The organism is Nodosilinea sp. FACHB-141, assembly GCF_014696135.1.
Classification (GTDB): domain Bacteria; phylum Cyanobacteriota; class Cyanobacteriia; order Phormidesmidales; family Phormidesmidaceae; genus Nodosilinea.
Window position 1 is genome coordinate 777,297 of sequence record NZ_JACJPP010000011.1, and the last position, 24,968, is coordinate 802,264.

Below are 24,968 nucleotides of genomic sequence, written 5' to 3' on the forward strand. Positions count from 1 at the left end.
TTGAAGATCGCACTTGCCCCTATTGCAAAGCCGGCAAGTTTGCCGCTGACCCAAGCTTCTGGTGTATTTCTTAGCTAAAAGACCGCGATCTTGCTCCAAGAAAGAATTTTATATTAGTACTTAAACTCGTAAAATCTGAAATCACAAACTTTTTGGAAACCTAATTTCAAATACAAGTCATAACCCTCAGTAGTTGCACCTAGAGTTACGTGTTTATATCCTTGCTGCCAGGCCTTTCGTAAGACATCGATTAAAATTGCAATCCCAAAGCCCCGACGACGGTAATTGGGATGTACACAAACAAAATAGACGCCAGCAGTATCTCCACAATTGAGTAGAGAGGCTGTAGCTATTGGGCTACCTTCAAAATAACCCACGTAATGCTGGAAAGGAGCCTGATCACTCAGGCCGAGACGCTGGAAAACTTCACTTACCCAAGCAGAGTCCTCGAATCCATGGGCAAGGATACCAGCATAGACATCTAACGATGCTTGATTCCTCACTAGCTGAACTTCCAAATCGGCTCGTTGAGGAGGAAGAGAATCAGTCTGATTTAGATCGTAGAAAAGTTGTGGTTCTTCCTCAATGAAGGTAAATTCGTGTTGAACCAATAGCGCGTCCAGCCCAGAGGGTTGGGTTGACGGAGTGATGAACCAATGCCCAAAAACTTTCCAATACTGCAACCGCTCAATAAACTTCTCGATCTCACTTGAGACCTCATGGCTCTGGAGCTGAGTTTGCAGTACGGCATTGTAATAAGAAACAGGCGATCGAGGGACGATCCAATGGATCCTTTCGCGATCATATTCTTCATGCTCCATGTACCTACCTATGCATAGCAGGAAGTGTCGTAAATTCTTTTCAGCGATTTGGGTCATGTTAAGCGCCATAGGGCATACCTAAAACCTCAATTTGATGCGTCACGTATCGCCAACGCATCTTGTAGATAAATACTACTTCTTACTTAATACCTGATAGTCTACGCTGATGAACGATCGCTTCCCCAGCATCGAAGTCTCCACCGACGCTGCCTGTGCTGAAGAAGCCATGGGGTAGCAAGTTAAATAGCAGCAACCTGCTGCATTTGCGAGAAGAACTGACGCGAAAATCTTGCTTCTAGCTTGGCAAGCCCCCAACTTCCGCCTCTGGTTTCCTGTGAGGCAATTTACCCAGTAGTATAGGCTGTACCGCTTTAGCTACACCCGAGGAGCCTTAGATGCCAGCAAAGAAGTCGGATTTAAGCTCATACTGTCCCTGCTGTGTAGTCTTACTGCGCCATGGCTAGTAGGTTTTAAGCTCTTTTCAAGCCCAAGCTATCAGACTCCTAACGAGGCTCCTACCACCATTACCTCTGCGACAAGCTTCAGACCAGCTATTCTTTCGCCTCCGCTTCATCACCTTCAACACCTGGGAAAGGCTAGAACTCACCCCACGGCCCGCCAAGTCGTTTTCGACGCCTGCCGATTTTTCGAGAATCAGCGCTATCAGCTTGTTCCTTTGGTCGTCATGTCCGACTACGTTCATATGCTGACCTAGCCCTTCCCAAACCGGCGCAGACGGCAGCCCGAGCGCTATGATCGCATCATTCGCAACGACTAAGAGTTTGCAGCCGTCTGGGGCTATATCTGCCAAAATCCAGTTAAAGCTGATCTATCTACGCCTATAGATCTATCTACGCTTATAGGGGAATGTCCATTTCTCCTTGCAAAGCACGGCTGGCCTCGAACCAACTCTCGTAGAGTACCTGCGGCAGCAGCTCTCACCAGAAAACAGTAAGCAATTCCCGATTTTGCCGAGTTCTATAAGCTAATTTCGTGTTAGCTCAAGACGTGAAAGGGAAAACTACATTAAGCACTCATTGACAACGTGATCACAGAGTCTAATTATAGGTTCTCTCTATTTTCTGGTCATGGAAAATTCCTCTACTTCTTGGCATTTATCCGTCTGGTTTTTTCTTGGCATCCTAGCTCTTGGATTATTTCTGATTCCTTTGATATTCACAGCAATAGAGGATGCTATCAAGGGCCTACGGACAAGGTATTTGCGCCTAACAATTCATTTAGCTAATAGCTTGTATCCATCCGACGTAGAGAAATTTAGAAATTCAGTTTCAACGACACTGGAAGAAATTAGCCAATACGTTGAAAAAACTCAAGTTGACAGTGCAAAAACCAAACTGCAAAACACTTACTTAAAAGAAAAGATAGAAGATTTAGAGAAAGCCCGGAAAGCACTTATTGAGGAACTCTCCGGCGGCACAACAGATTACATAAATCTTGAGTTTGAAATATATCAAAGCATGAGCCAAACCATTGAATTCCTCTTTATAGAAAGAATGAGGTTGTTAAGGTTGGTGGATGCAGCAGTCTCATTTAGCGGTGGTCAAGGAATCGGTGTGGATGGGGAGGATTTACTTAAGGCAAATAGAGATTTAGACGAGGAGCTTCAAGCTTTTCAGCAAGAATCAAGTGAAAAAATAAGAATTTTGCAAAGAGAAAATAGTGATGTACGGCAATCAAAAACATTGCTCCAGGGAATGGTCGATACTTTAACGATTCAGATAGACAGCAAAGATGTAAAAATAACAAACTTAAAACAGCAACTTCAACGATCAACTATTGATCAGAAAAAAATATTCACATTAGAGTTTACTGTCAAATCGCTAGAAACTAAAGTCAGAGATTTGGAGTTCACAGTGGCCAGTAAAATTCTAGAGATTGGCACTCTTGAATCCACAAATGAATCACTTGGATTGAAAGTTGATGACTGGAAAGCCAAGTTTACCGAACTAGAAAATAAGTGTGAAGTCGAGAAAACCAGCAAGAAATATTTGAAGACAGACTGTCAGATCTTTGAGTCAACACATATAGGATATATTTATGAACTACTTTCAGTGGAGAAAAGGCATTTCTACTCGGAAGTATCTGATCTCCTGGATGAAGTAATATTCTGCTGGGAGAGGATACGCGAGTTTTGTGAACTGTACTGCTTTCCTGAGGCTGAAAGGCGGTTAATTGACTATATTTTTGGCTACTGTGAGACTCAGTATTATAATTTTAGAGATTCCGATTCTAGAGTATATGATTTTCCTGAAGATCATCAAGAGTTAAAAGATCTGCTCGATTATTTTGAGTATAACTGTTCTCATTGAGGCATTCAAAAAAAATCCTTTCTTGAATTTTCAAGTTAGTACAGTTTTGTCCTGTCTTCCGGCTAGATAATAGATTTGGTCTGCTGCGTTTGCACAAGGAACTGACTTGAAAACCCTGTTTCTAGCTTGGCAAGACCTCAACTCCCGCACCTAGTTTTTCGTAGAGCGGCTCACTCGTGAGCATTAGTTGTACCGCTTTAGTTATCTAGGAGGAGCCTTAGACACCACTAAAGAAGTCGGGTTTGAGCCCATCTTGTCCCTGCTGTGTAGCCTTATTACACCATGATTAAAAGGCTTTAAGCCCTTTTCAAGCCCGGGCCACCAAGCTCTTAGCGAGACAATTACCACTATTGACTCTGCGGCAAGCTGATTCAGGCTAGCAATGCTTTCCCCTCTGCAATTTACTGAGAATAGCCTCCTTGTACAACCAATTATTTGTTAAAGGATTTCTGAGACCGTCTTTTGACACTGAGTAACAACGGAATTGTAGCAATCACATAGTGTCCTGCTCCCTATTACCTCAACGACTCACTTGCTTAATATTCTATATTGCTGAATTGCTCTCAAACACCACCGCTACGCTGAAGAAGCCGCCCAAGGTTTATACAATAGGAAAAAAGGGAAAACTAAGCGTAAGGCTAAAAGGAAGAGTGCCTCAACGAAGAAGGATAGACAAAATTATGGGCAACTAAAGTTGCTCTAGCCTTAAATTTCCAATTGTAGGCCTTGTATAGAAAATAGTGAATGTAAGGTGAATATGACTAAAGTTATTAGTCTTATTAATTTGAAGGGTGGCGTCGGCAAAACTACGACTACTGTTCAATTAGCTGAGTGCCTAGTGTCTGAGTTTGGCCAAAAAGTTCTTGTCATCGATCTCGATCCTCAGACGAATGCCACTGTTGCTCTTATTGGGGAAGAAAAGTGGGAACACTTAGACCGTCAGGGACAAACCATCTTCCATCTTTTCGAGGATAAGCTTGAACATAAACATACTTTTAATCTCGAAAAGGCAATTCAAAGGAATGCTTCAAACTTAGAAGGGATGGAAGATCTTCATTTACTCTCTTCCAGCATTCGGCTTATTGACATTCAAGACCGAATTTCTGATGTGGCCCAGAAAACCAACTATGCTCTTGCACCATATGAAGTAATTAAGCTATGCCTAAAAGATGTGCTTTTGGACTATGACTATGTATTGATAGACTGCCCACCCAACCTCGGAACTATCACTCGTAACGGCATTGAAATCAGTGATTATTTTTTGATTCCAACTATTCCCGATTCTCTTTCAACTTATGGCATTCCTCAAATCATAAAAACCATTCATCAATTCTCACAAGATAGAAATATAAAGATTTGCTGCCTAGGCTTAGTAATCACTAAATATATCTCTATTTCAACAGCTCATCAACGAGGAAAACAAACTCTGGAACCTCGCTTCAAAGAAATATTTCGTGCTCTTAACTTACCTCTGGCCCCGGTTTTTAGGACAATAATACCTCAGGCCAATGCTACAGCTGAGGCTGTCAATTTTCATGATTCTAGTCATACTACTTTTAAGAAAAAGTATGGCAATAGTCAGTCTGGTGGTCAGTATCTCTACCAGTACGTCATGAAACTAACAGAGGAGCTGATGGAATATGCCGGACAATAAGTCGCAAGGTGTCGAGGAGCTGCGGGCCAGACTGCTTAGTATAGTCGATGTTATTGTCAAGTATGCCGAACAGGATTCGGAATTTTTAACTCAGCTTGATGAAGTTCTTAGCCTTGGCGATTCCGGCGGTTTTGGAAAGACTAGTAGACGACGGAAAAAGATCAAATTTAACGCTGTTGATTATCTAAGTAGTCACAGTTCTGAACAGCTTAAGAATTACCTTCTAGAACAGGATGAAGCAGATTTAGTTCAGATTGCCAAACAAGAGGGTCTTAAAAACCTCTCCAAAAAATTAAGTAAGGAGGAGACAGTTGATAAAATTGTCGACTACATTCAAAAAACTCTTTATCAGGGCTCGTCTTTTCTAAAGGAGAACTCTGTATCAGTTCCTGGAAACGATAAAGAGGATCAATTCGAGCTAAATTAATCAGTGAGTAACGACCTACCTTATCCACACCCATTAAACAGGTATAAATTGGGATTCAATATTCATTACCACTTTTCTTAAATGAGTTTTTCCTAACTTTTACCCTCGGACTCGAATTTTAGTGGGCTCAACTGTAATCCGATTCCGCAACGCCTGATAAAGCTCAACTTGCTGGGACTCATGCCAAAACGTCGCCACTAAGCCATACCCCTGGGGTAAGTCATCCGTTGGAAATCGCTGCTGGCACCGCACCACCACATGCACCGCAGGCTCAGATTCCCCCTCTGCTACAGGAAACTGCTTCCGAGGCCAGCTTCTATGCCTCACTTGCAGCGTAGACCACTGCAAACGCTCTCGCGGCGGCCTCAAATCAAGCTTTGCTCTCGCAGGCAAGCTCAAATCACCCTGGTTATCCTGCTTAGCCCGGTAAGTCTCAACCTCATTCGTGGTTAGCCCCTGCAACACCTCAACCTGTAGCGTTCTCGCCAAATACTCCCGACGACTTGCCCGCACTGGCGGGTCATAGGCCAGCGCCACCGAAATGCCCCGCCGCCCCCTCGTTGTCATAAATACATCCGGAATCGGTACCCGGTAGACATGCAGCTTATCCTCCTCCAGCACATCCATGGCAATCAGCCGCACCGCATTCTGTCGCGACCAAATCAGCTCATTCACATTACACAGACCGTAGCCTACCAGCCGCAGCTTCTCATCCTCCCCTCCTAGCCATCCCTCAGGGCAATTAGGCGTAGCGGCACTGCTCCCCACCAAAGCCCGAATTAGATTAGCCGAAGGCTGCCGTCCCAGGGTAGCTGTCAAACTGGCCATCGCCATCGCCGCCGCATGGGCTACATGGGGCGCAGCAAACGAAGTCCCTACCTGGCTGCTGACAAACTGCCCGTTATTCTCTAAGCAAAGCGTAGGCTCACCCAAATTTACAGTCAGGCGATTCCATCTCGGTGCTCCCCCAGCAATGGTTTGCAGGGCATAGTTGCCGCCATGACCCACCAGATCCGGCTTGACTGGCGGGTAACTGGCACTGCTAGCATACCCTGGCCCAACCCGAGTAAAAGGCGGCGGCGCATTCGCAGGGGCCGCCGCAAACGCATCTCGTAGCCTGACCCCACCGTCTGTATCCTCACACCCCAAAGCATCTGAACTGGCGATCGCCCCCACCGTTAGAGCCAGCGCCGCCGTTGCCGGGTTACACAGCCGCTGAGCTGGGTCAGAGATCAGTTGATCCCTCACAGCGGCCTGAAACTGCTCACGGGTCAACCCCTCCTCTGGCATTGGCGGGTCAGAGTGATTGCCAGACGACACCACAATCACCACATCCAGCTCCCTGGTTAGCTCATCGAGCTTCTCGGCCCAGGCAAACTGCCGTCCGTCTCCATAAACCTCGTAGGAAATGCCCACGGAAAGGTTGAAGATTTTACACTGCCGCTCTGCCGCAAAGTAACGAATTGCTTCCTCAGTAATGGCCTCTACCCGGCGATCGTCTGGAAATACCGGAGTGCCAAAGGCATCGTTAAGCAGCACCTTGGCACTACAGATTTTGACCTGAGGTTGCCAGGTTTGTGACTCCAAGCAATCGGCTACTCGCCCGTAGACCACCAGGCCCGCCACCGAAGTGCCATGCCCATTGAGGTCGGTGGGGGTATCTTCCCCAGTGCCAAAGTCTCGCTCTTCAATCACCCAGTTGACCAAAAACGGATGACCCGACAGCACGCCACTATCCACCACGCAGACCATGGGGTCATCGTCACTGGGCATGGGCAGCGTCAGGGGCGAGTCAGTATTGAAAACAGCCGAGTAGGCTGGGGCTAGTCGAGGAGGTAGATCGACCCGAGCAACCAGGTCTAGATCTAGCAGAGCCTCTGCCAGCCGCCGGTTCGCCTGAATCTTGGCCAGCAGCAGGCTTGAGGTTTGCACCTCCTCGATCCGTCTACCGCCCAGGCGCTCACAGAGTCCCCGAATTGCATCCCTCAACTCTCGGGTTTCCGCTTGAGTAGGCGGGTGCCAAAAATCCACATCTAGATAAAACAGGTCTTGTTCAGGCAGCCCCTCTTGCCTTAATCGAATGCCCATCCGCTCTTCCCTAGATGGGGTACGGATGGGCATTTGTAAGGCATCAAAGAAATCTCGACGCATCCCAGGAGGCAAAGTCTCAGTGCTATCAGACTCCTCTCGGTAGAGCTGCAAATCCCTTACGAAAAGCTGACGAGAAGTCTCTGTGGGGAACTGGATCAGAAATCGATAATTTCGGTCATCTCCATCGCGCTCGTCGTATTCATCCACAATCCAGGCCTGATAGCGCTCAATGGCGTCTCGAATATCCAGATTGAGGCTGCTAAACTCCAGCACAAACAGACGATTAGGGTCAATGCCAATACGCTGGCGGGTTTCAGTTACCTGCTCACTGGCCTGGGAAAAGCCAAAGCTGACGGACTGGGCATGGGAGGTTCGATCGCTTGGAGATGGTGGCCTACGTGGCGTAAAAGGACGACGACGACGATCAGGCTGAAAATTGGGAACACGCTGAAACCGAATGTGTGAAAACTGCCCATCACCCCGTTCAATTGGCATGAAACCTCTTACTCCTTATCCACCATCGGCACAGCATCGCCGACCGATCGCTCAAAAATGCTCTGACGATAGGCGTAGCGCTCTAAGGCGTCAGAAATATCCTGCGGCTCTACCTTGCGCCGCCCCTCTAGGGTACCCAGCTTGCGGATATCGAGGCAGACCCGCTCAGCATCGGCATAGGTTGCATTTTCTAGACCAGCGACCAGCTCTTTAACCTGAGTCGTAGTGAACTGAGCAGGCTTCAGCCGCTTTTCAAGCAGCCGCCTGAGCTGATCTGAGGAGGGCTTCTCAAACCGCACCATATCGTCAAACCGCCGCCAAATCGCCGGGTCAATGGCCCGTTCAAAATTGGTTGCGGCAATCACTAGCGATCGCCCCTTAAAGTTATCCAAAATCTGCAAAAACGAGTTGACCACCCGCTTAATTTCGCCATGCTCCGTTGGGTCATCCCGCGATCGGCCAATGGCATCAAACTCATCAAAAAACATCACCCACTGCCCCCGCTGGGCGTAGTCAAACACCTTACGCAGGTTCGAGGCTGTTTCCCCCAGCAGCGACGATACCACCGCGTCAAAGCGAACATAGAGCATGGGTAGGCCTAGTTCAGATGCGATCGCCTCGGCTGCCACCGTCTTGCCACAGCCAGAGGGGCCACAAAACAGCACCCGCCGGGTAGGGCTCAGCCCGTTCGCCTCCAATACCTCCCAAGACCGGAACTCGTACACTACCCGCTCCAGCAGCTTGGTAATGGCAGGCTCTAGCACCAAGTCATCGAAATAACGGTCAGGATGCCGTACCTCCAGCAGCGGTACCCCCTTATCAGCGTCAACTGGGGGACGGTCAAAAGCGGTAAACCCATTGCGAGCGGGGACTTCGCCTTGCCCATTGTTGATAATTTGCTCTAGCTCGTTGGCCAAGACCGAGTGATGCTTCCGCCGCTCCTCCTCAATAATCAGCGCCACAACCTCCCGAAAGGCGCGATCGTCCCGCCTTTGGTAGGTTAGCAACAGCTTTTTGAGGACATCCGCTCGTGCCATGGAGGAATCAGCAAATTGGGCAAGGCTCCCATCTCTATTAGGGCCTGCGTTGGAGACTACGCCTTAATCCTACTGAGTTGTGTCCCTCTCAGCACAAACAGTTATCTAGCCGCAAGAGTTGAGGGTATAACAACCTTGACAGCCTAATATCCCATAGGTTCGGGAGTTTTCTGCCCGATGAACTTCGCTACGCATCCATCAGCAATTCTCCAACCAAAGCGATGACAAAAGACCATATTCGCCCGGCCCAACCGAGCGACAAAGCACCGATCCTCGACTTTTGCCAGCACACCTGGGATGACGAAACCGACTATATCCCCGATGTATGGGATGTTTGGTTCGCCGCCCCTACAGGCCACATTCTGGTCGCCGACCGCGATGGCCAGCCTGTCGGCATGACCCGCCTCGTGCAACTCTCTGACACCGAAGGCTGGTGGGAAGCGCTGCGGGTCGATCGCACCTTTCGCCGTCAGAGTATTGGCCACCAGCTTACCCAGGCGGCCCTGTCCCTAGCCCAATCCCTGGGCCTCACCACCCTCCGCACCTGCGTCAGCGTCACCAATGCCTCAATGCATCCCTTCATGCAGCACCAGGGCTTCAGCCCCTTGGGGGACTACGCCGTCTACAGCGCTACAGCCAGCGAGGGTGTACCTACGGCCCTACGGTTGCTGGGGGTAGATGACTGCGATCGCGCCTGGGCCGCTATTAACTGCTTTATAGCTGAGGAGTGGGATCTGCTCCTTGTCGCTCGTGGCGCAAAATGGCAAACCCTCACCCCAGCTAACCTCGCCCAGCGCCTAGCTCAAGGCTGGGTCTGGGGCAGCTTCGAGGGCGATACCCTCGTCGGACTGTTCATCCGCAGCCAAATGGAAACCCCCGACGGCACCCTCTGGATTGGCTGGCTAGGCGGCACAACCTCTGGAGTTCAAACAGCATTAAATGACATGCGACATCTGGCCCACTCACTGGGTTGCAAGGCCATAGGCGGGTTCCTGCCCCAGTCCGAAACCTTGGCCACTCTTCTAAAAACGGGTGGCTATGGATTTTCTGACACCAGCGTCTACAAACTTTACGAAAAACGTTTGGGCGAGCAATGAGCTTGTTCTTCGCTTCAGATAGTCTCAGGTCTTGAAGAAGACTCAAAATCAAGTGTCATCGGCACTTCAGCTCCTGGGTACCATGGGGACGTTAGAAGCACCATTCAAGCTTCTCAGGTTCTGAAGCAGGAATTGGTATGGAGCTGAGCGACATCCTAGACAGCTATATTTACTTAGATCTGGAGGTGGACTTAAAAGGCCAGATCTTCAGCTACGGTCTGCTGTCGTCTGCCCATACCTTTCAGGCCTCTCAAGAACAAGCGCAGGATGTTCACAGCCAGCTCATTCACGCGCTCCAGACCCAGGGCACCCTCTGCGGCCACAACTTCCGCCGCTTTGACCAGGTTCACCTCACCCGTCAATGGCCTGAGCTAGACCCTTTACAAATCATCGATACCCTAGAACTCTCGCTGCTGGCCTTTGCCCTAGAGCCCTCCCATCGGCTGCAAAAAGACTACAAGCTCAGCGACTACGCCAGCAACGACCCCCTCGAAGATGTCAGAGCCACCCGCCTACTGCTCGAACAATGCCTGAAAAACCTGGGCCAACACCCAGCGTCCGTAAGACAGCTCTACACCTGGCTGCTCACCCACGGAGAAACCACCGCCGATGCCGCCTACCGCAGCTTGTTTGAGCCCCTAGGCTGGCTTCCTGAAGCGCCCCCAGCCCTGAGCGCTCTATCCCCGAACGTTCTCACGGCCCTCTCGTCTGACGCTCTTGACTACATCTGGGGCATTCTGCAGCGCGAGGCCGACTTCGACCGTCGTTTCATCATCGCTGCCCTACTGGTCTGGAACTTTGAGCGCAACCAGCACCAGTCCAAGCAAGCTCCCTCGGCCTGGCTCAACCATCTGCCCCAGTTTCAAGACACCTTAGATCAGCTGTTCCCAGTTACGCCAGCGGGGTTTACCTATCAACCATTCCTAGAAGCCTTTGACATTCTAAGCTTTCGAGGCGTTCAAGAAGAAGCCGTTCAGGCCATTATCGCCCAACAAAACCCGCTGATTCTGATGCCCACTGGGGGCGGCAAATCCCTCTGCTACCAACTACCCGCCCTGATGTATTACCGCTGCCAGTGGGGGCTAACGGTCTGCATTTCACCCCTCCAGGCCTTGATGGAAGACCAGGTGGTAGATCTAGAATCTCAAGGGCTCGACTTCGCTACCTTCATCAACGGCAACTTACCAGCAGCGGTGCGGGCCGAACGGCTAGAAGCTCTACGCAATGGCCAAAAAGGCCTGCTCTACATCAGCCCAGAACAGCTCCGCTCCGTCAGCATCCGTAACCTTTTACGAGAGCGTCCGCCTGCCCTATGGGTAATTGATGAGGTCCACTGCGTCAGCCAGTGGGGGCAAGACTTCCGTCCCGACTACCGCTACATTCCCAAGTTCATTCACGATCTCTACGATGCCCTGGGCCGCCCTCTACCCGCTCTAGCTCTGCTCACGGCCACCGCTACTGCCCAGGTACGTGACGATATCTGCCAGCTTTTTCAGCAGCAGTCACTCACCGTCCACCGCCAAATTGCGGCGGGCATTCATCGCGACAACCTCAACTACCAAGTGCTCCCGGTCAACGGCAATAAAGACCCGCTCATTGTGGAAGCCGTGCAGCGGGCGCTTGACCAGGGGGGCTGCGCCCTGGTCTACACCGCCCTGCGCCGCGATGCCGAGCGTTTGGCCACCATGCTTCAGCGGCACGATATTCAGGCCCAGCACTACCACGGCAAAGTGCCCAAAGAGAAAAAGAGCGAGCTGCTCAATGCCTTTAAGAATGGCGATCTAAACGTGGTGACGGCCACCTGTGCCTTTGGTATGGGCATTAACCGCAAAGATGTACGAGCTGTCGTTCACAACACCCCTAGCGGCAGCCTGGAAGGCTACATCCAAGAAGCGGGCCGAGCCGGTCGAGATGGTGACCCCGCCAACTGCGTGCTGCTGTTTGACCCGCAAGATTTAGAGATGCTTTTCTTTTTGAAGAGTCTGAATCATCTGTCTACCACTGACTTAAGAAATATCTTTGCGGCACTGCGGGGGGTGCGCGATCGCCTAAATCCTTCTGGCACCGTTACAGAAGACTGGTTCTGGGTCACCACCGACGAGATCTACCAAACCAGCGACCTGGATGACCGCTTTGCCACCGACGACGACCAGCGAGAAACCAAAATGCGGGTGGCCCTGCACCACCTGGAAGATTTTGGGTTGATCGAGCGGGCTGAGAATTTGTCTACGGTGGTGCAGTTTCATCTGAAGCAGTCTACCTCAGCTCAGTCTTGGCAGATGTTTCTAACCTATAGCCGCCAAAAAGGACTTAAACAGGGTGAGATCAAGTCTTTCGAGCGGCTGATCTACAGCATGTATTTGGTACAACAGCAGCACCAGCAAGAAGGCGAACGAATATCGTTAGAGCGTCTCAGCGATGAGGCGGGCATTCCAGTGCTGGAGTTGCCTGCTCGCATTCGAGAACTGCAACGGGCCGGGGTTTGTACCTCTCAGCTGCCGCTAACGCTGTTGGTGACTAAAGCCGTAAAAGGCGATGCCAAACTCACCTATGGGCGCTACTGCACCCTAGAAGAACAGCTCCTGAGCTATTTGGCCGATAAGGTGGGCGACAAACCTAGCCATGTGGTTAACCCCCGCAAACTGGCTACCTTTCTAGATGCCGATCGCAGCCAAAAGCTCAGAGATACCAACCTGACTACCCTGCTAGAAGGATGGCAAGCGCTGGGCTGGGTCAGACTAAAACGACTCAGCGGGGGGCTGATACAGATCAGCACTCCCCATGCAGACTCTGGCCCTCTATCGCAGGTGATCGGCTGGCTGCCTCGCCACCAAAAGCTCTGCACCAAGTTGCTAGACGCCCTGTATGCCGAAATTGACAACACCCTAGAGACCAAGACCGGGGCTCGATTAGTGGTGCAGTGCGACTTTGAGACGCTGTTGGAGACGGTGTGCGAGCGCTCTATCCCGACAGAAATAGAGGCCCAGCAGCTCCGGCGCACGCTGATCTGGCTCCATGAGCGAGAAATTGTGCGGTTGACGGATGGGCTTACCCTGTTCCACCAGGCCCTAAAGGTGAGAGTCTTCAAAGGGGCCAACCTCAAAACGATCTACAGCCGTTACCCAACCCTAGAAGAGCACTACAAAGAACAGGCCTGCAAGACTCACCTGATGGCGAAGTACGGCGAGCTGGCAGAGAATGACCAAGCACGTCATCAGCTCGTAGACGACTACTTTACCCTCACCCGCGAAGACTTCACGGCGGCCTACCCTGGTCTGAGTCAGCGCCCGGTTACCCAGGCCGACTACGACGCCATTATGGGGCCGCTTAATGCCTCCCAAAAGGTGATTGTAGAAGCAGACTCTGCTGCAATCTCGGTCATTGCTGGCCCTGGCTCAGGGAAGACCCGCACCATCGTTCATCGCATTGCCTACCTGATTAAGGTAAAGCGGGTGGCTCCCGATCGCATCGTGGTGCTGGCCTACAACCGCAATGCCGTGCGAGAACTGCGCCTGCGATTGCAGGATCTAATCGGCAACCTAGCCTCTCGACTGCGGGTCTACACTTTCCACGGCTTGGCCCTAGCTCTACTGGGTCGCACGCTTGAAGAGACTACTACCCCGACCCACAAGCGCCAAGACATCGAAAAACGATTCGACAACTTACTGAAGGATGCCTGCGACCTGCTGGAGAGCCGAGAGGACGACGATGATGACATCCAGCTCCGCCGTATCCGGCTTTTGGGGAACACCGAGCACATTTTTGTGGATGAGTACCAGGATGTGACCGAGCAGGAGTATCGCCTGATCCGGCTGATTTCAGGATTAGACGACAAAGAAGACCAAAGCCAGTCGGTGCAAATCAACCTCTGTGTGATTGGCGACGACGATCAAAATATTTACGGCTTTCGCGGAGCAGACGCCAAATTCATCCTCCAGTTTAAGGCTGAATACCAGGCTAAACAGTTTTTGCTGACGGAGAACTATCGCTCAACAGAATCCATCATTGCCGTAGGCAATCGGGTGATTCAAAACAACCGCTACCGCTGTAAGCAAACGCCAGAAGAGCAGGTCTGTATTGATAGTGCCAGAATTGGGCAAGTAGGAGAGCCGGTGAAAGCACGGCTGTTTGCTACGCTAACAGCCCAGGCAATTTGGGTCACCAAGCAGGTGCGCCAGTGGCTAGACCAGGGCACACTGCCAAACGAAATTGCCATCTTGGCTAAGGAATGGGATCAGCTCAGCGAAATCAGAGCCCTGCTGGAGCGGTTAGCGGGCATTCCTACCTATGCCCTAAAGGGGCGCGACGTTAAGCTGATTCGCCATTCGGTGACCCATCAGCTTTTGAAGCAGCTGCAAGCAAATCCAACCCTAACCCTAACTGAGGCTGAGTCAGTGCGACAACGGTTTCAAAATTTCTTTGAGCGCAAGGGGCGCAGCCTTACAGAGCCAACCGTTAAGACCCTACTGAAAATAGCCGATGACTTAGATAAAGAGCGAGGGTACGGTTCCGAAGATCTGGCAACGCCCATTACTACTGAGGAAATTGCCACATCTATCTATGAATTCAGCGAAAGCCCCAACAACTCCCTCACCGATGAAGACGCTATTTTAGTCACCAGTTGCCATGGGGCGAAGGGGCTGGAATTCTCGAAGGTGATCTTGCTGACTGACAAATTTTCTGAGGCTGAGCATCAGCTTGAGGATGAAAGGCGGCTGTTTTATGTTGCCACAACCCGCGCTAAGGAAGAGCTGATCTTGTGCAGCACTAGATCTGTGCAGTTTTTGAAAGAAACCTCAATTGAGCCAAAAATTGAGCGCATGGATTCGGTTGTGCTGCCTGGCCGAATTCATTATTTTGACTTTGTTCCTAGCAAGCCTAAGGCCATTGGAGATATTAATTTAGGGTATTCAGCAACGCGAAAACAGCAGAACATCATCGAAAAGATGCGCGAAGGTGATTTACTAAATCTAAGGCGTAATCGCTATCGCAATGGCTGGAACATTCTGACCAAAGACCTAATTGAAATTGGCTCATTGTCTAAAGATTGCAATAAACTTCTCATAGATAAAGGACTTAATCCAGATCAGTTCCATTTTCATTCTGGAGAAGTGCAAGTCCGATTTATATACCGTTTTGTCAAAACCGCTGAAGACTCTGACGAGATTTTAGAAGATCACTATGTCGTTATCCCACAAATACGCATTTATCGGTAATTGGTTATGAGCTATCTGTCTATCAAACTTGAAGTGGCTAAGCGTGCGATCGCCTTTCCCCGATTCCACAGTGACGACCTGCTTGAAATTGCCCTCACCGACCCCTGCACCCTCAATGAGATTGATCTTTCTAAGCCAGAACAAGAGCAGCGCGAGCGTGAATATCGTCGCCTCGCTTATCTTGGCGATGCTCTAATAGACTCAGTTCTCGCTGATTACCTCTACCGTACAGATCATGATCTCACCAAAGCTGATTTTGATGATTGGAGGAAGGCACTTGTCAATAAACATGGCCTTACTGAGTTTGCTATAAAGTTAGGCTTGCCTGACTACAGCTCTTCCTGGAAGCGCAAAAACCGCAAACTTCCGAAGAACGAGCCTCGAACATGGGGCGAAATGTTCGAGGCCGTGGTGGGCGTGCTGTTTTTGGACGCCGACCGGGATTTTAACAAAGTTGCGCAGTGGTTGTGCGATCGCTTCCTTCGCGATGCCGTCACAGCCCATGAGGTTCATAGGAATAAGGGAGATAACGAAGGCTATGAATTCGATGATGACGAAGACCCAACGTTAGTCACCTCCGACGACTACGCCGAGATGATGGGGCTATCGTGGTCTGATGGCGTCTCATTCACTTGAGCGATCGCGCTGAACCCCTAATAAAGGCTAGATAAAGAAGACCAGGGATCTCCGCTCCACCCTGGGAACCTTAAGCATAATGGCCACCGACGGCTTGATCGAGGCTTCCCACCAACACGGCCCCAAGATTCCATGGCAGATACCTGGCTCATCACCCAAAAGCCCTCCTTCATAACTGAATGGATGGGGCTACCCCCCAAAGAAAGCCACCAGGTACTCGAAAAAATCAACCTGCTGCTGCAAGACCCCACCCCCGACGCCAAAGTCAAAAAGCAGCTCAAATACATGGGGGGCAAGCTCCACCGCCTGCGGGCCGGTCGCTACCGCATCTTCTACACCTTTGAGCATCCCTACGTTAGCCTGCTCGCCCTCCGCAAACGCGACGACGACACCTACGACGACAATATCGACGCAGAATTTCTAGGCGGGCTCGACCCCGACTTAACCGGCGGTTCCCAACCCCAGCAGCCCAACTGGGAAAAAATCTTTGCACCTCAAGAAACCCCTAAAACCCCGTTGCCCGAGCCGATCACTGCCGACCTGCTGGAGCGCCTGCGCATCCCCAAAGTCTGCCACCCTCGCCTACTACCCATTCAAGACCGCGAGACCCTATTCGACTGTCCCGGCATCCCCGACGATATCATCCTCAAACTTGACGAATACCTGTTTGAGCGCCCCTTGATAGAAGTGCTCCAACAGCCCGACTTTATTGCCCATGACACCGCCGACCTACTGCGCTTCAAAGCAGGCGACTTGCTGGGTTTCTTGCTGAAGCTCAACCCCGAGCAAGAAAAATTTGTCACCTGGGCCGCCAACGCCAAAGGTCCCACCCTGCTCAAAGGTAGCCCCGGCACCGGCAAAAGCACCGTCGCCCTCTACCGCACCCGCGAAATTCTTCACCGGCTCAAAGCTGCTGGGGTTGAGTCTCCCCGCATTCTCTTCACCACCTATACCAATGCCCTGGTTACCTTCAGTGAGCAACTGCTGAAACAGCTTCTGGGCGATGACCTGCGCTATGTGGAAGTCAAAACTGCCGATAAGAAGATTGGGGCCTTAATCCATAGTGTGACTGGAAAACCAAACATTGTCGATGACCGGGATCTGAAGCAAATTCTGGCAAAGGTGATGGATGCTGTGATGGCGTCCTTACCCGGCAACCTACTCCAGCAGCAGGCCCAGAGACTCATTCTAGAGCGGCTACCCTCTGACTATCTGCTCGAAGAAATCGGCAGCATCATCGAGAGCCGGGAGCTAACCACCCTGGAAGACTACCAGGCCACCTCACGGGCCGGGCGCATGGTGCCCCTGAACCGGGTGCAGCGGCAGGCCATCTGGCATCTGAGAGAACACCTCAACCAGCACCTTGCCGCCCAGGGGTGGGAAACCTGGGAGCAGCTCCGTAGCCGGGGCGCAGAACTACTGCGCACGCTGGAAAATCCACCCGTTTACGATGCCGTGATTGTGGATGAAGCCCAGGATTTGCCCCCCAACACCCTGCGCTTTTTGGTGCAGCTCTGCCAAGCACCCAATCGGCTATTCATCACTGCCGATGCCAACCAATCGATCTACGGCAGCAGCTTCCGCTGGGGCGACGTTCATAGCGACCTCAGGTTTGTGGGCCGCACTGGCATCCTACGCACGAACCACCGCACCACCGCAGAAATTGACACCGCTGCCCACCACTACCTCCAAGCTGGGCTACTCGACGACGAACTCATTGAGCGGCAGTACATCAACTACGGCCCACCCCCAGCGGTGCGAGCGGTGGCAGACACCGCTGCCGAAGGTCAGCTCCTGGCCCAGTTTTGCCGCATGGCCGCCAGGGAATTTCGCCTGGGCATCGACGCCTGCGCTATTCTCACCCCTAGCGAGCGCTCCGGGAAAGACATTGCTGGGCAACTTAGCTATCTAGGTCTCGAAGCGACTTTCATGGGCAGCAAAGAACTAGACCTAAACAAGACCGGCGTCAAAGTGCTGACGCTGAAAGGAGCTAAGGGGCTAGAGTTTCCGATTGTGGCGATCGCCGGTTTCATCGGCAGTCGCTTCCCCTACATGCCCAAAGCCACCCCCGAAGAGGCCGTTCAGGAAATTCTCACCCGCGAACGCCGTACTCTATTTGTGGGCATGACCCGCGCCATGCGGGCTTTACTGGTAGTAGTCCCTGAAAAGAAACCCTCAGTTTTGCTACAAGGCTTTGACGAATCGCTCTGGAATTTAGGTAAGACGACAGCATGACGGTCATCAAGCTTCCATCTGTGCTTCCTGGCGATCTCGACCTGAAAGTGATTAACCAGCAGCTGCAAGACCGCACGGCTCAGCTCGACTGGAGCGCTGTCGTTTCTGCCCCGGCAGTGGCGCTGTCGATTCTACTCGATGGTCTCGATCCGTCGGACGATGCCGAGACCCTAGGGTTTGAGGGGGCGATCGCCGATACCATCATCCAAGACATCATCGCCTACTTCAACCAGCGTCCAGCTTTGCCTAAGTCCCAAAAGTCTTCTCAAAAAAAGCCTCAGGCCCAGCAGCCTGAAGTTTGGGAACAGCCTGAAGCATCCCCAGACTCGCCAGAAGTTCCTGATCCAGGGGAAGAAAGCGGTTTCTATACGACCGAAGACGAAGCAGACGATTCCCCAGAAGCCAAGGCCAGTCAGGGTGACTATCGCGTGCTTAAAACCGCAACGTCCTTTGAGATTCGCCAGGAGCTAGAGGAGCGCATTCTTAAGGATTTACTTGGCCCTGCTGGAGGCGAGTACGAGGAAATTGACGAAGGCCGGGTGAGCGATCGCTACTTGGTCGGTCTGGTCGCTCCCCTCCACCGCCGCAAGCGTCAGGATGCCGCTACCACTGCCACTGACTCAGCCCAAGATCTCACGGGTCGCCCCGGCACCGTCGATGAAGGCCCCGAGCAGCGGGATGGCCTACCCATTGCCGGTAACGACACCGCAGAGGATGGCAGCACCGAAGCTGGTAACGCTGTGGCTGAGAGCATGTTTCCCTCTTCACTGGGTCTGACATTCTGTGTCAGCGGGGAAGCGAAGACCATTCAGGTGACGGCTGGATGGGGACAGTACGAGCGCGATCGCAGTCAGACCCTCACCACCGAAGCAGGCAACGCCAAAACTGTCTGGAAGCGCATACCGATTCGTAGCCAGTCTCAGCCCATTCCCCTCCAGCCTGGCCCCATAGAAGACTGGCAAATCCACCCTGACTACGGCGTTTTTGTCCGAGGGCAGATCCGGCGGCAAGATAACGACTGGATTGTCAGTTTGTTTTTAGTCAACGGTCAGACTGAATATGAAACCAACCCTGACCAAAGCTGGCTGTTTCAGCCCGAGCTAAAGGTCAAATCTGGGGACGCCAGCGACCCCGAAGTTTTTATCAAACGCGCCCCTGTTCGTCACACCGATCACAAGCTTGACCTCCTCTTCCACGCCGAAGAGCAGGACATGAAAATGCTCTACCGCAAGCAGGTGGAGTTTGCTGTGGGCCACGGGGTGGGCGTCCACGCCACGGTTGCCGATCAGACACCAATGCGAGCGATCGCTTTAGAAACCCGCGTCGTTCCGGCTTACGAGGTGCCTAAGACAACCCCACCCACCCAAAAAGAAATTCCAGCACTCGCCGAGCTAGAGCTGGACATGAAAGCCCTGGCAGAGACCTCCGCCGCAGATCTGCCAGATAAGTTGGCGGCCCTGCCTATGGCCTACGCTCAGTGGATTGCCGACCAGACCGCTTTGATTGAGAATCCGGCTGAATCCCTCGAAGAACATCGAGAAGCCGCCAACCGAGCCCTAGAGCGGTGCGAAACTGCCCTCAACCGCATCCGCGAGGGCATTGAGATGCTCCGGCAAAATCCCCAGGCGGCCCAGGCCTTTCAGTTTATGAACCGGGCTATGTACCTCCAGCGGTGGCAGTCACTCTACGCCGCGAAGGTACGCCAGGGAGAAGCCGCCGATAGTGACATTATCGAGAGCCCGACCTGGTTTCCCTTTCAGCTGGCCTTCATTCTGCTGAACCTGCCTAGCTCTACCGATCTGCACCACCGCGATCGCAGCCATGAAACCGATGCGATCGCCGACCTGCTCTGGTTCCCCACGGGCGGCGGCAAGACCGAGGCCTACCTGGGCCTAGCTGCCTACACCATGGGTCTACGGCGGCTCCAGGGTACCGTTGCTGGCCGCTCTGGGGCCGCTGGGGTGGCCGTGCTGATGCGCTATACCCTCCGGCTGCTGACCCTCCAACAATTTCAGCGGGCCACAGCGCTGATCTGCGCCTGCGAAGTCATTCGCCGTGAAGACCCCGGCACCTGGGGCCAAGAACCCTTCCGCATTGGCCTCTGGGTGGGCATGAAAACGACCCCCAACCGCACCGACGACAGCGAAGCCGTGATCGATGCCCTGCGCGGCCATCGGCCACCCCCCAGCAGCGGATCGCCCTACCAGCTCACCGCCTGCCCCTGGTGCGGCTCAGCCATCGACAAGGGCAAGCACCTATCGGTGAGTTCCGTCAAAAAGGGGACTGGGCGCACCCTAGTACACTGCGGCGATGCCCTGGGCCGCTGCCCCTTCAGCAAAAAGCAGGCCAAGGACGAGGGGCTACCGATCATTGTCGTGGATGAAGAAATTTACCGACGACTGCCCACTCTGCTGATTGCCACTGTAGATAAGTTTGCCCAAATGCCCTGGAAAGGGGAGACCCAGATGCTGTTTGGGCAGGTGGATGGCTACTGCGATCGCCACGGCTACCGTTCCCCCGAAGTTGACGATTCTAACTCCCATCCGGCCCGCTACGGCCTGCCCAAGGCTAAGACCCAGCCGATGAATCCCCTGCGCCCGCCCGACCTGATTATTCAGGATGAGCTGCACCTGATCAGCGGCCCCCTGGGCACCCTGGTGGGCCTCTACGAAACCGCCATTGACCGACTTGCCTCCTGGGAAGTCGATGGCCAGCGGGTACGCCCCAAGGTGATCGCCTCTACCGCTACCATTCGCCAAGCCCAAGACCAGGTTCACAGCCTCTTTGTCCGCAAAGTCGAGGTGTTTCCACCCCAGGGGCTAGAGGTGGGCGACAACTTCTTCTCCCGCCAGCGTGCCCCCAGCGAAGAGCACCCAGGCCGCCTCTATCTCGGTATCTGCGCCACCGGGCGACGGCTCAAAGCCGCCACCATTCGCACCTACACTGCTATCTTGGCCGCAGCTCAGTCGCTCTTTGAGGAGTATGGCGATCGCGTCGATCCCTGGATGACCCTGGTGGGCTATTTCAACTCCATGCGAGAACTGGGTGGTACCCGCCGCTTGGTAGACGACGACATTCAGCAACGTCTAAAAAAGATGGATCGCCGGGGATTAGCTCGACGACAGCTGAGAAATATCGAAGAATTGACATCCCGCAAGTCTTCAACGGATATTCCCCTTGTGTTGGATCAGCTAGAAACTTCCTTTGAGAACCAGCCGGATGGGGCTCAAGACGCTAAAGGCAAACGCCGTCGACCCCTAGACGTGCTGCTGGCCACCAACATGATTTCTGTGGGCGTCGATGTCAGCCGCTTGGCGGTGATGGCCGTTACAGGGCAACCGAAGACCACGGCGGAGTACATTCAGTCCACCTCACGGGTCGGGAGACGTCACCCAGGGCTGGTCATCACCATTTTCAACTGGGCTAGACCCCGAGACCTCTCCCACTACGAGCGGTTTGAGCATTACCACGCCACCTTCTACCAGCATGTGGAGAGCCTATCGCTGACCCCCTTTTCGTCAGGAGCCATGGATCGGGGGCTGTCGGCCTTGCTGGTGGCGCTGATCCGCTTGGCGAAGAGTGAGTTTAACCTTAACAATCGCGCCGGACGCATTCGCCGAGATGACCCCTATGTGCAGGACGCGGTTCAAACTATTGTCGATCGTGCCTGGATGGTGTCTGGGTCTTCAGAAGTCCGAGACTTGGTCAAAAAGGAACTGGAGTCGCGCCTAGACTACTGGCTCCACGAGGCCGAAGACACCACAGGCGGCAAGATTTTGGGCTACAAAACCCAGAAAGACGGTTTGACCCAGGGGCTACTCAAATCTCCCGGCACTCTAGACTGGGAACGCTTTACCTGCCTAAACTCCCTGCGCAATGTGGAGCCTACCATCGGCCTGATTTTGAACGACCAGGTGCCCGATGATGACTTCAGTCGAGCACCGAAACCGATGCCAACGGGGAACCATGAGTAACCATTACAGAGTGGGCGAACTACGCCCTAGCCAAATTATGTTTTCCTTTGGGGTGGGCTCCATCGTAGATCTGCCCAACCTCTCGGCCATGGTGATGGGGCTCGACGAGTGGGATACCACCCAGTCCAATCCCCTGGCGGAGGAACGACTGCTAGCGGCGGTGCGAGAAGAACTGGGGCCACAGGTTCAGCGCCTGGTGCCGCCACCAACCCCACCCGAGGATGACCTTGGCCCCACCAGCCCCTTCGACAAAAATGCTCGGGTTGGCATTCCCGTGTCGCCGTTTCCGGGGTGGGGGGTGTGCCCCGCCTGCCGTCTGCTGGCTCCCTTCAGCAAGGGCATGTTTGAATTTAAGCCCGATCCCTACCGGGCCGATCGCAACCGCTATATCCACAGCAACTGCCAGCGATCTCGGAGCAAATATGCACCTACTGTCATCCCCGCCCGGTTCCTGGTCGCCTGCCGCCAGGGCCACCTAGATGACTTTCCCTGGCTCTACTACGTCCACCGAGGTGCAACCGACTGTCCCGGAGCCCTGCGCCTGTTAGAGGTGGGCGTTTCTGGCTCAGCGGCAGATGTGGTGGTGCGCTGCGATCGCTGTAACCAGTCGCGATCGCTCTCCGATGCCTTTGGCACCCCTGGCACCCAGAATATGCCCCAGTGTCGAGGGCGAAATCCCCACCTGCGCAACTTCGACGACGACGGCTGCGAAGAGCAGATGAAATCGATTCTGCTAGGTGCATCCAACAGCTGGTTTCCAATGACGTTAGCCGTGCTCTCCATTCCCGGCACCCGAGACGAACTAGGGCAGCTGGTCGAGAAGCACTGGGCCGTACTTAAAGAGGTAGCCGACATCAGTGAACTCTCTTTGTTACGGCGCATCGGGCAGTTAAAACCATTCTCTACCTATACCGATAACGATCTATGGCCCGCCATCCAAAAACAGGCCCATCCCGAGGATGCTGAAGACGAAGACACCAAGAATCTAAAACTGCCTGAATGGTTGGTCTTCTCCGCTGCCGACCCGGCCCTCAATACCGACGACTTTCGCCTCAAGCCAGTTGCTCCGCCCGTAGGTTACGAGAGCTATATCAGCAAAGTAGTGCTAGTCGAACGGCTTAGGGAAGTCCGCGCCTTAATTGGCTTTACCCGCATTGAGTCCCCAGGAGAGTTAAGCGAAGTGGGAACTCGGGCCGAGATGCCTATGGTGCCCCTCAGCCGTAGTGTGCACCCCCGGTGGGTTCCCGCCACCGAAATTCGCGGCGAGGGTGTCTTCCTTCAGTTCCAAGAAGCTGCCATCTCTGCCTGGGCAAAGCGTCACCCGGCCCTGCAAGAGTACGAAAAGCGTAGCCATCAGGCCCACACCCAATGGCGCAAAGTCCGCAACATCGAGAACCCAGAAGAGCACTTTCCTGGCTTGCGCTACATGCTGCTTCACTCCTTCGCCCATGCCTTGATGAGACAGTTGGCAATCGAGTGCGGCTACGCTGCCGCCAGCCTGCGAGAGCGGATCTACTCTAGCTGCCCCGAAGACGATATTGCTATGGCCGGAGTCTTGATCTACACCGCCGCCCCTGATAGTGAAGGCACCCTCGGGGGCTTGGTCAATCTGGGACGTCCAGAGGTATTGGGTCGCCACATGGACCAGGCCCTAGAGCAAATGCGCCTCTGTGCCTCAGACCCCCTCTGCGCCGATCACGAGCCCACGACGGAGCTGCATTGGGCAGCATGCCACGCCTGCCTCTTTAGTCCGGAGACCTCCTGCGAACGGGGGAACAAGTATTTAGACCGATCTCTCCTGGTGCCTACTATCAACTCAAAAACAGATTCCTTCGCCTTCTTCCAAGGCATGATTTCCCAGTGAAACAGTTATCCCCACAACTGCTGACCCAAATTCGTAAGGTAGCCCAGGAGCTACCCCCGGCGATGCTGAGCACTCTCATCGAGGATTTGACTGGCATAGATATGGGGACGAACGGCAATGGTTTAAGCAAACAGCTATGCCAGAAGCTACCCAATACTCACTGGCGGCAGGGAGTTGTTGACCTCCTTGTCCTATGGCAAGCAGACTACCAATCTTCAGACTCCTTCGCCCTAGCTGCAGCTCTTTCTGCCGCAGCCCATTGCAAAACAGAATCGCGCCGAGAGTTATCCCTGGAACTGGTTTGGACAGGTCCCAATCCTCAAGAATCTCCGTTGAGGCGTACAGACCAGGCTTTGCTGCAATTGATTCGCTCGGCTAAAGAACATCTGTTAATTGTCAGCTTTGCGGTTTATAAAGTGCCAGAGATCGCCGATGCCTTGATCAAAGCCTTAAATCGTGGCGTATCGCTTCAAATTGTTGCTGAAACCCCAGGTGACAGCGAAGGTAAGATTTCCTATGGACTGACGACTACTTTTGGATCAGACATATTAAGTCGCGCACAGATTCTGGTGTGGCCTATGGAGCAGCGCCCGAAAGATAGCAAAGGCAAACACGGATCACTTCATGCAAAATGTGCTGTTGCCGACAAAGAATGGGTTTTCATCTCAAGTGCCAACCTGACCCACTATGCCCTAATGCTTAATCTGGAGATGGGTGCCCTGATTTACAATCGAGTGCTAGCAGATGAAATCCTTTGCCAATTTCAAACCCTGATTGAGAGTGGGTTACTCCGTCTTGCTCAATGCCGTTGAATTTATGTAGCTTCGCGAGGCCTGCCAGCGGCCAATCTCATCGAGTCCTGTGCTTCCCTTCGAGTGTAACCAGAGTTCAGCCCCAGAGTAAAAACTGCTCACCGCCAATCCTACTGATTTGTAGCAGCAAATTGATGACCCACTGGCCCAAGACTCAGACTCTCCCCTGATCGCTAGCTTGTATAACAGCTTGGGGCAAGTCTGCGAACGCCAATTTCGCTATACCAATGCTGAGGTTGCTTACCGCAACGCCGGTCAACACCGAGAGCAATAATTTGG

Annotated in this window: 13 protein-coding genes and 1 pseudogene; 11 read left to right on the plus strand and 3 right to left on the minus strand. The window is 52.9% G+C overall.

The features are described from left to right. Positions 1 to 113 precede the first annotated feature (113 nt). Entirely contained in the window at positions 114 to 890 is a 777-nt protein-coding gene (locus tag H6F59_RS11970; RefSeq protein ID WP_190699430.1) for a GNAT family N-acetyltransferase, read from the minus strand. A gap of 461 nt (positions 891 to 1,351) precedes the next feature. Here H6F59_RS11970 and H6F59_RS27630 point away from each other — a divergent pair. The 4 genes and pseudogenes from H6F59_RS27630 (at position 1,352) to H6F59_RS11985 (ending at position 5,232) form a co-directional block, all read left to right on the plus strand. Beyond that, positions 1,352 to 1,776: pseudogene (locus H6F59_RS27630) on the plus strand (hypothetical protein). Between the two features lie 133 nt (positions 1,777 to 1,909). Beyond that, on the plus strand, positions 1,910 to 3,151 hold the full coding sequence (locus H6F59_RS11975; RefSeq protein WP_190699433.1) for a hypothetical protein: 1,242 nt from the start codon (positions 1,910 to 1,912) through the stop codon (positions 3,149 to 3,151). Between the two features lie 757 nt (positions 3,152 to 3,908). Continuing rightward, positions 3,909 to 4,805 carry a ParA family protein gene (locus H6F59_RS11980; RefSeq protein ID WP_190699436.1) on the plus strand — a complete coding sequence of 299 codons (897 nt, stop codon included), beginning with the start codon at positions 3,909 to 3,911 and terminating at the stop codon, positions 4,803 to 4,805. Next, positions 4,792 to 5,232: a hypothetical protein gene (locus tag H6F59_RS11985; protein ID WP_190699439.1), complete on the plus strand. Its 441-nt coding sequence runs from the start codon at positions 4,792 to 4,794 to the stop codon at positions 5,230 to 5,232. Before H6F59_RS11980 ends, H6F59_RS11985 begins: the two co-directional genes overlap by 14 nt. 99 nt (positions 5,233 to 5,331) lie before the next feature. Here the strand turns inward: H6F59_RS11985 and H6F59_RS11990 are convergent, their stop codons facing one another. Beyond that, positions 5,332 to 7,818 (minus strand): S8 family peptidase, encoded by a 2,487-nt coding sequence (locus H6F59_RS11990; protein WP_190699442.1) that lies wholly within the window; start codon positions 7,816 to 7,818, stop codon positions 5,332 to 5,334. A gap of 8 nt (positions 7,819 to 7,826) precedes the next feature. Continuing rightward, complete coding sequence (locus H6F59_RS11995; protein ID WP_190699445.1) at positions 7,827 to 8,855, minus strand: AAA family ATPase; 1,029 nt, start codon at positions 8,853 to 8,855, stop codon at positions 7,827 to 7,829. 221 nt (positions 8,856 to 9,076) lie between these two features. Here H6F59_RS11995 and H6F59_RS12000 point away from each other — a divergent pair, with 221 nt between their 5' ends. The 7 genes from H6F59_RS12000 (at position 9,077) to drmC (ending at position 24,689) form a co-directional block, all read left to right on the plus strand. Next, complete coding sequence (locus H6F59_RS12000; RefSeq protein WP_190699448.1) at positions 9,077 to 9,952, plus strand: GNAT family N-acetyltransferase; 876 nt, start codon at positions 9,077 to 9,079, stop codon at positions 9,950 to 9,952. 137 nt (positions 9,953 to 10,089) lie between these two features. Next, positions 10,090 to 15,168: a RecQ family ATP-dependent DNA helicase gene (locus H6F59_RS12005; RefSeq protein WP_190699451.1), complete on the plus strand. Its 5,079-nt coding sequence runs from the start codon at positions 10,090 to 10,092 to the stop codon at positions 15,166 to 15,168. Positions 15,169 to 15,174: 6 nt separating this feature from the next. Continuing rightward, complete coding sequence (locus H6F59_RS12010) at positions 15,175 to 15,804, plus strand: ribonuclease III domain-containing protein (protein ID WP_190699454.1); 630 nt, start codon at positions 15,175 to 15,177, stop codon at positions 15,802 to 15,804. Positions 15,805 to 15,936: 132 nt separating this feature from the next. Next, on the plus strand, positions 15,937 to 18,039 hold the full coding sequence (locus tag H6F59_RS12015; protein ID WP_190699459.1) for a UvrD-helicase domain-containing protein: 2,103 nt from the start codon (positions 15,937 to 15,939) through the stop codon (positions 18,037 to 18,039). Continuing rightward, the gene (drmA, locus tag H6F59_RS12020; RefSeq protein ID WP_190699464.1) at positions 18,036 to 22,013 is read left to right on the plus strand and encodes a DISARM system helicase DrmA; all 3,978 of its coding nucleotides are present in this window, start codon (positions 18,036 to 18,038) and stop codon (positions 22,011 to 22,013) included. Before H6F59_RS12015 ends, drmA begins: the two co-directional genes overlap by 4 nt. Then, on the plus strand, positions 22,006 to 23,877 hold the full coding sequence (drmB, locus tag H6F59_RS12025) for a DUF1998 domain-containing protein (protein WP_190699467.1): 1,872 nt from the start codon (positions 22,006 to 22,008) through the stop codon (positions 23,875 to 23,877). The genes drmA and drmB overlap by 8 nt, the downstream gene beginning before the upstream one ends. Further along, complete coding sequence (gene drmC, locus H6F59_RS12030; RefSeq protein WP_190699471.1) at positions 23,874 to 24,689, plus strand: DISARM system phospholipase D-like protein DrmC; 816 nt, start codon at positions 23,874 to 23,876, stop codon at positions 24,687 to 24,689. Before drmB ends, drmC begins: the two co-directional genes overlap by 4 nt. Positions 24,690 to 24,968: the final 279 nt, after the last annotated feature.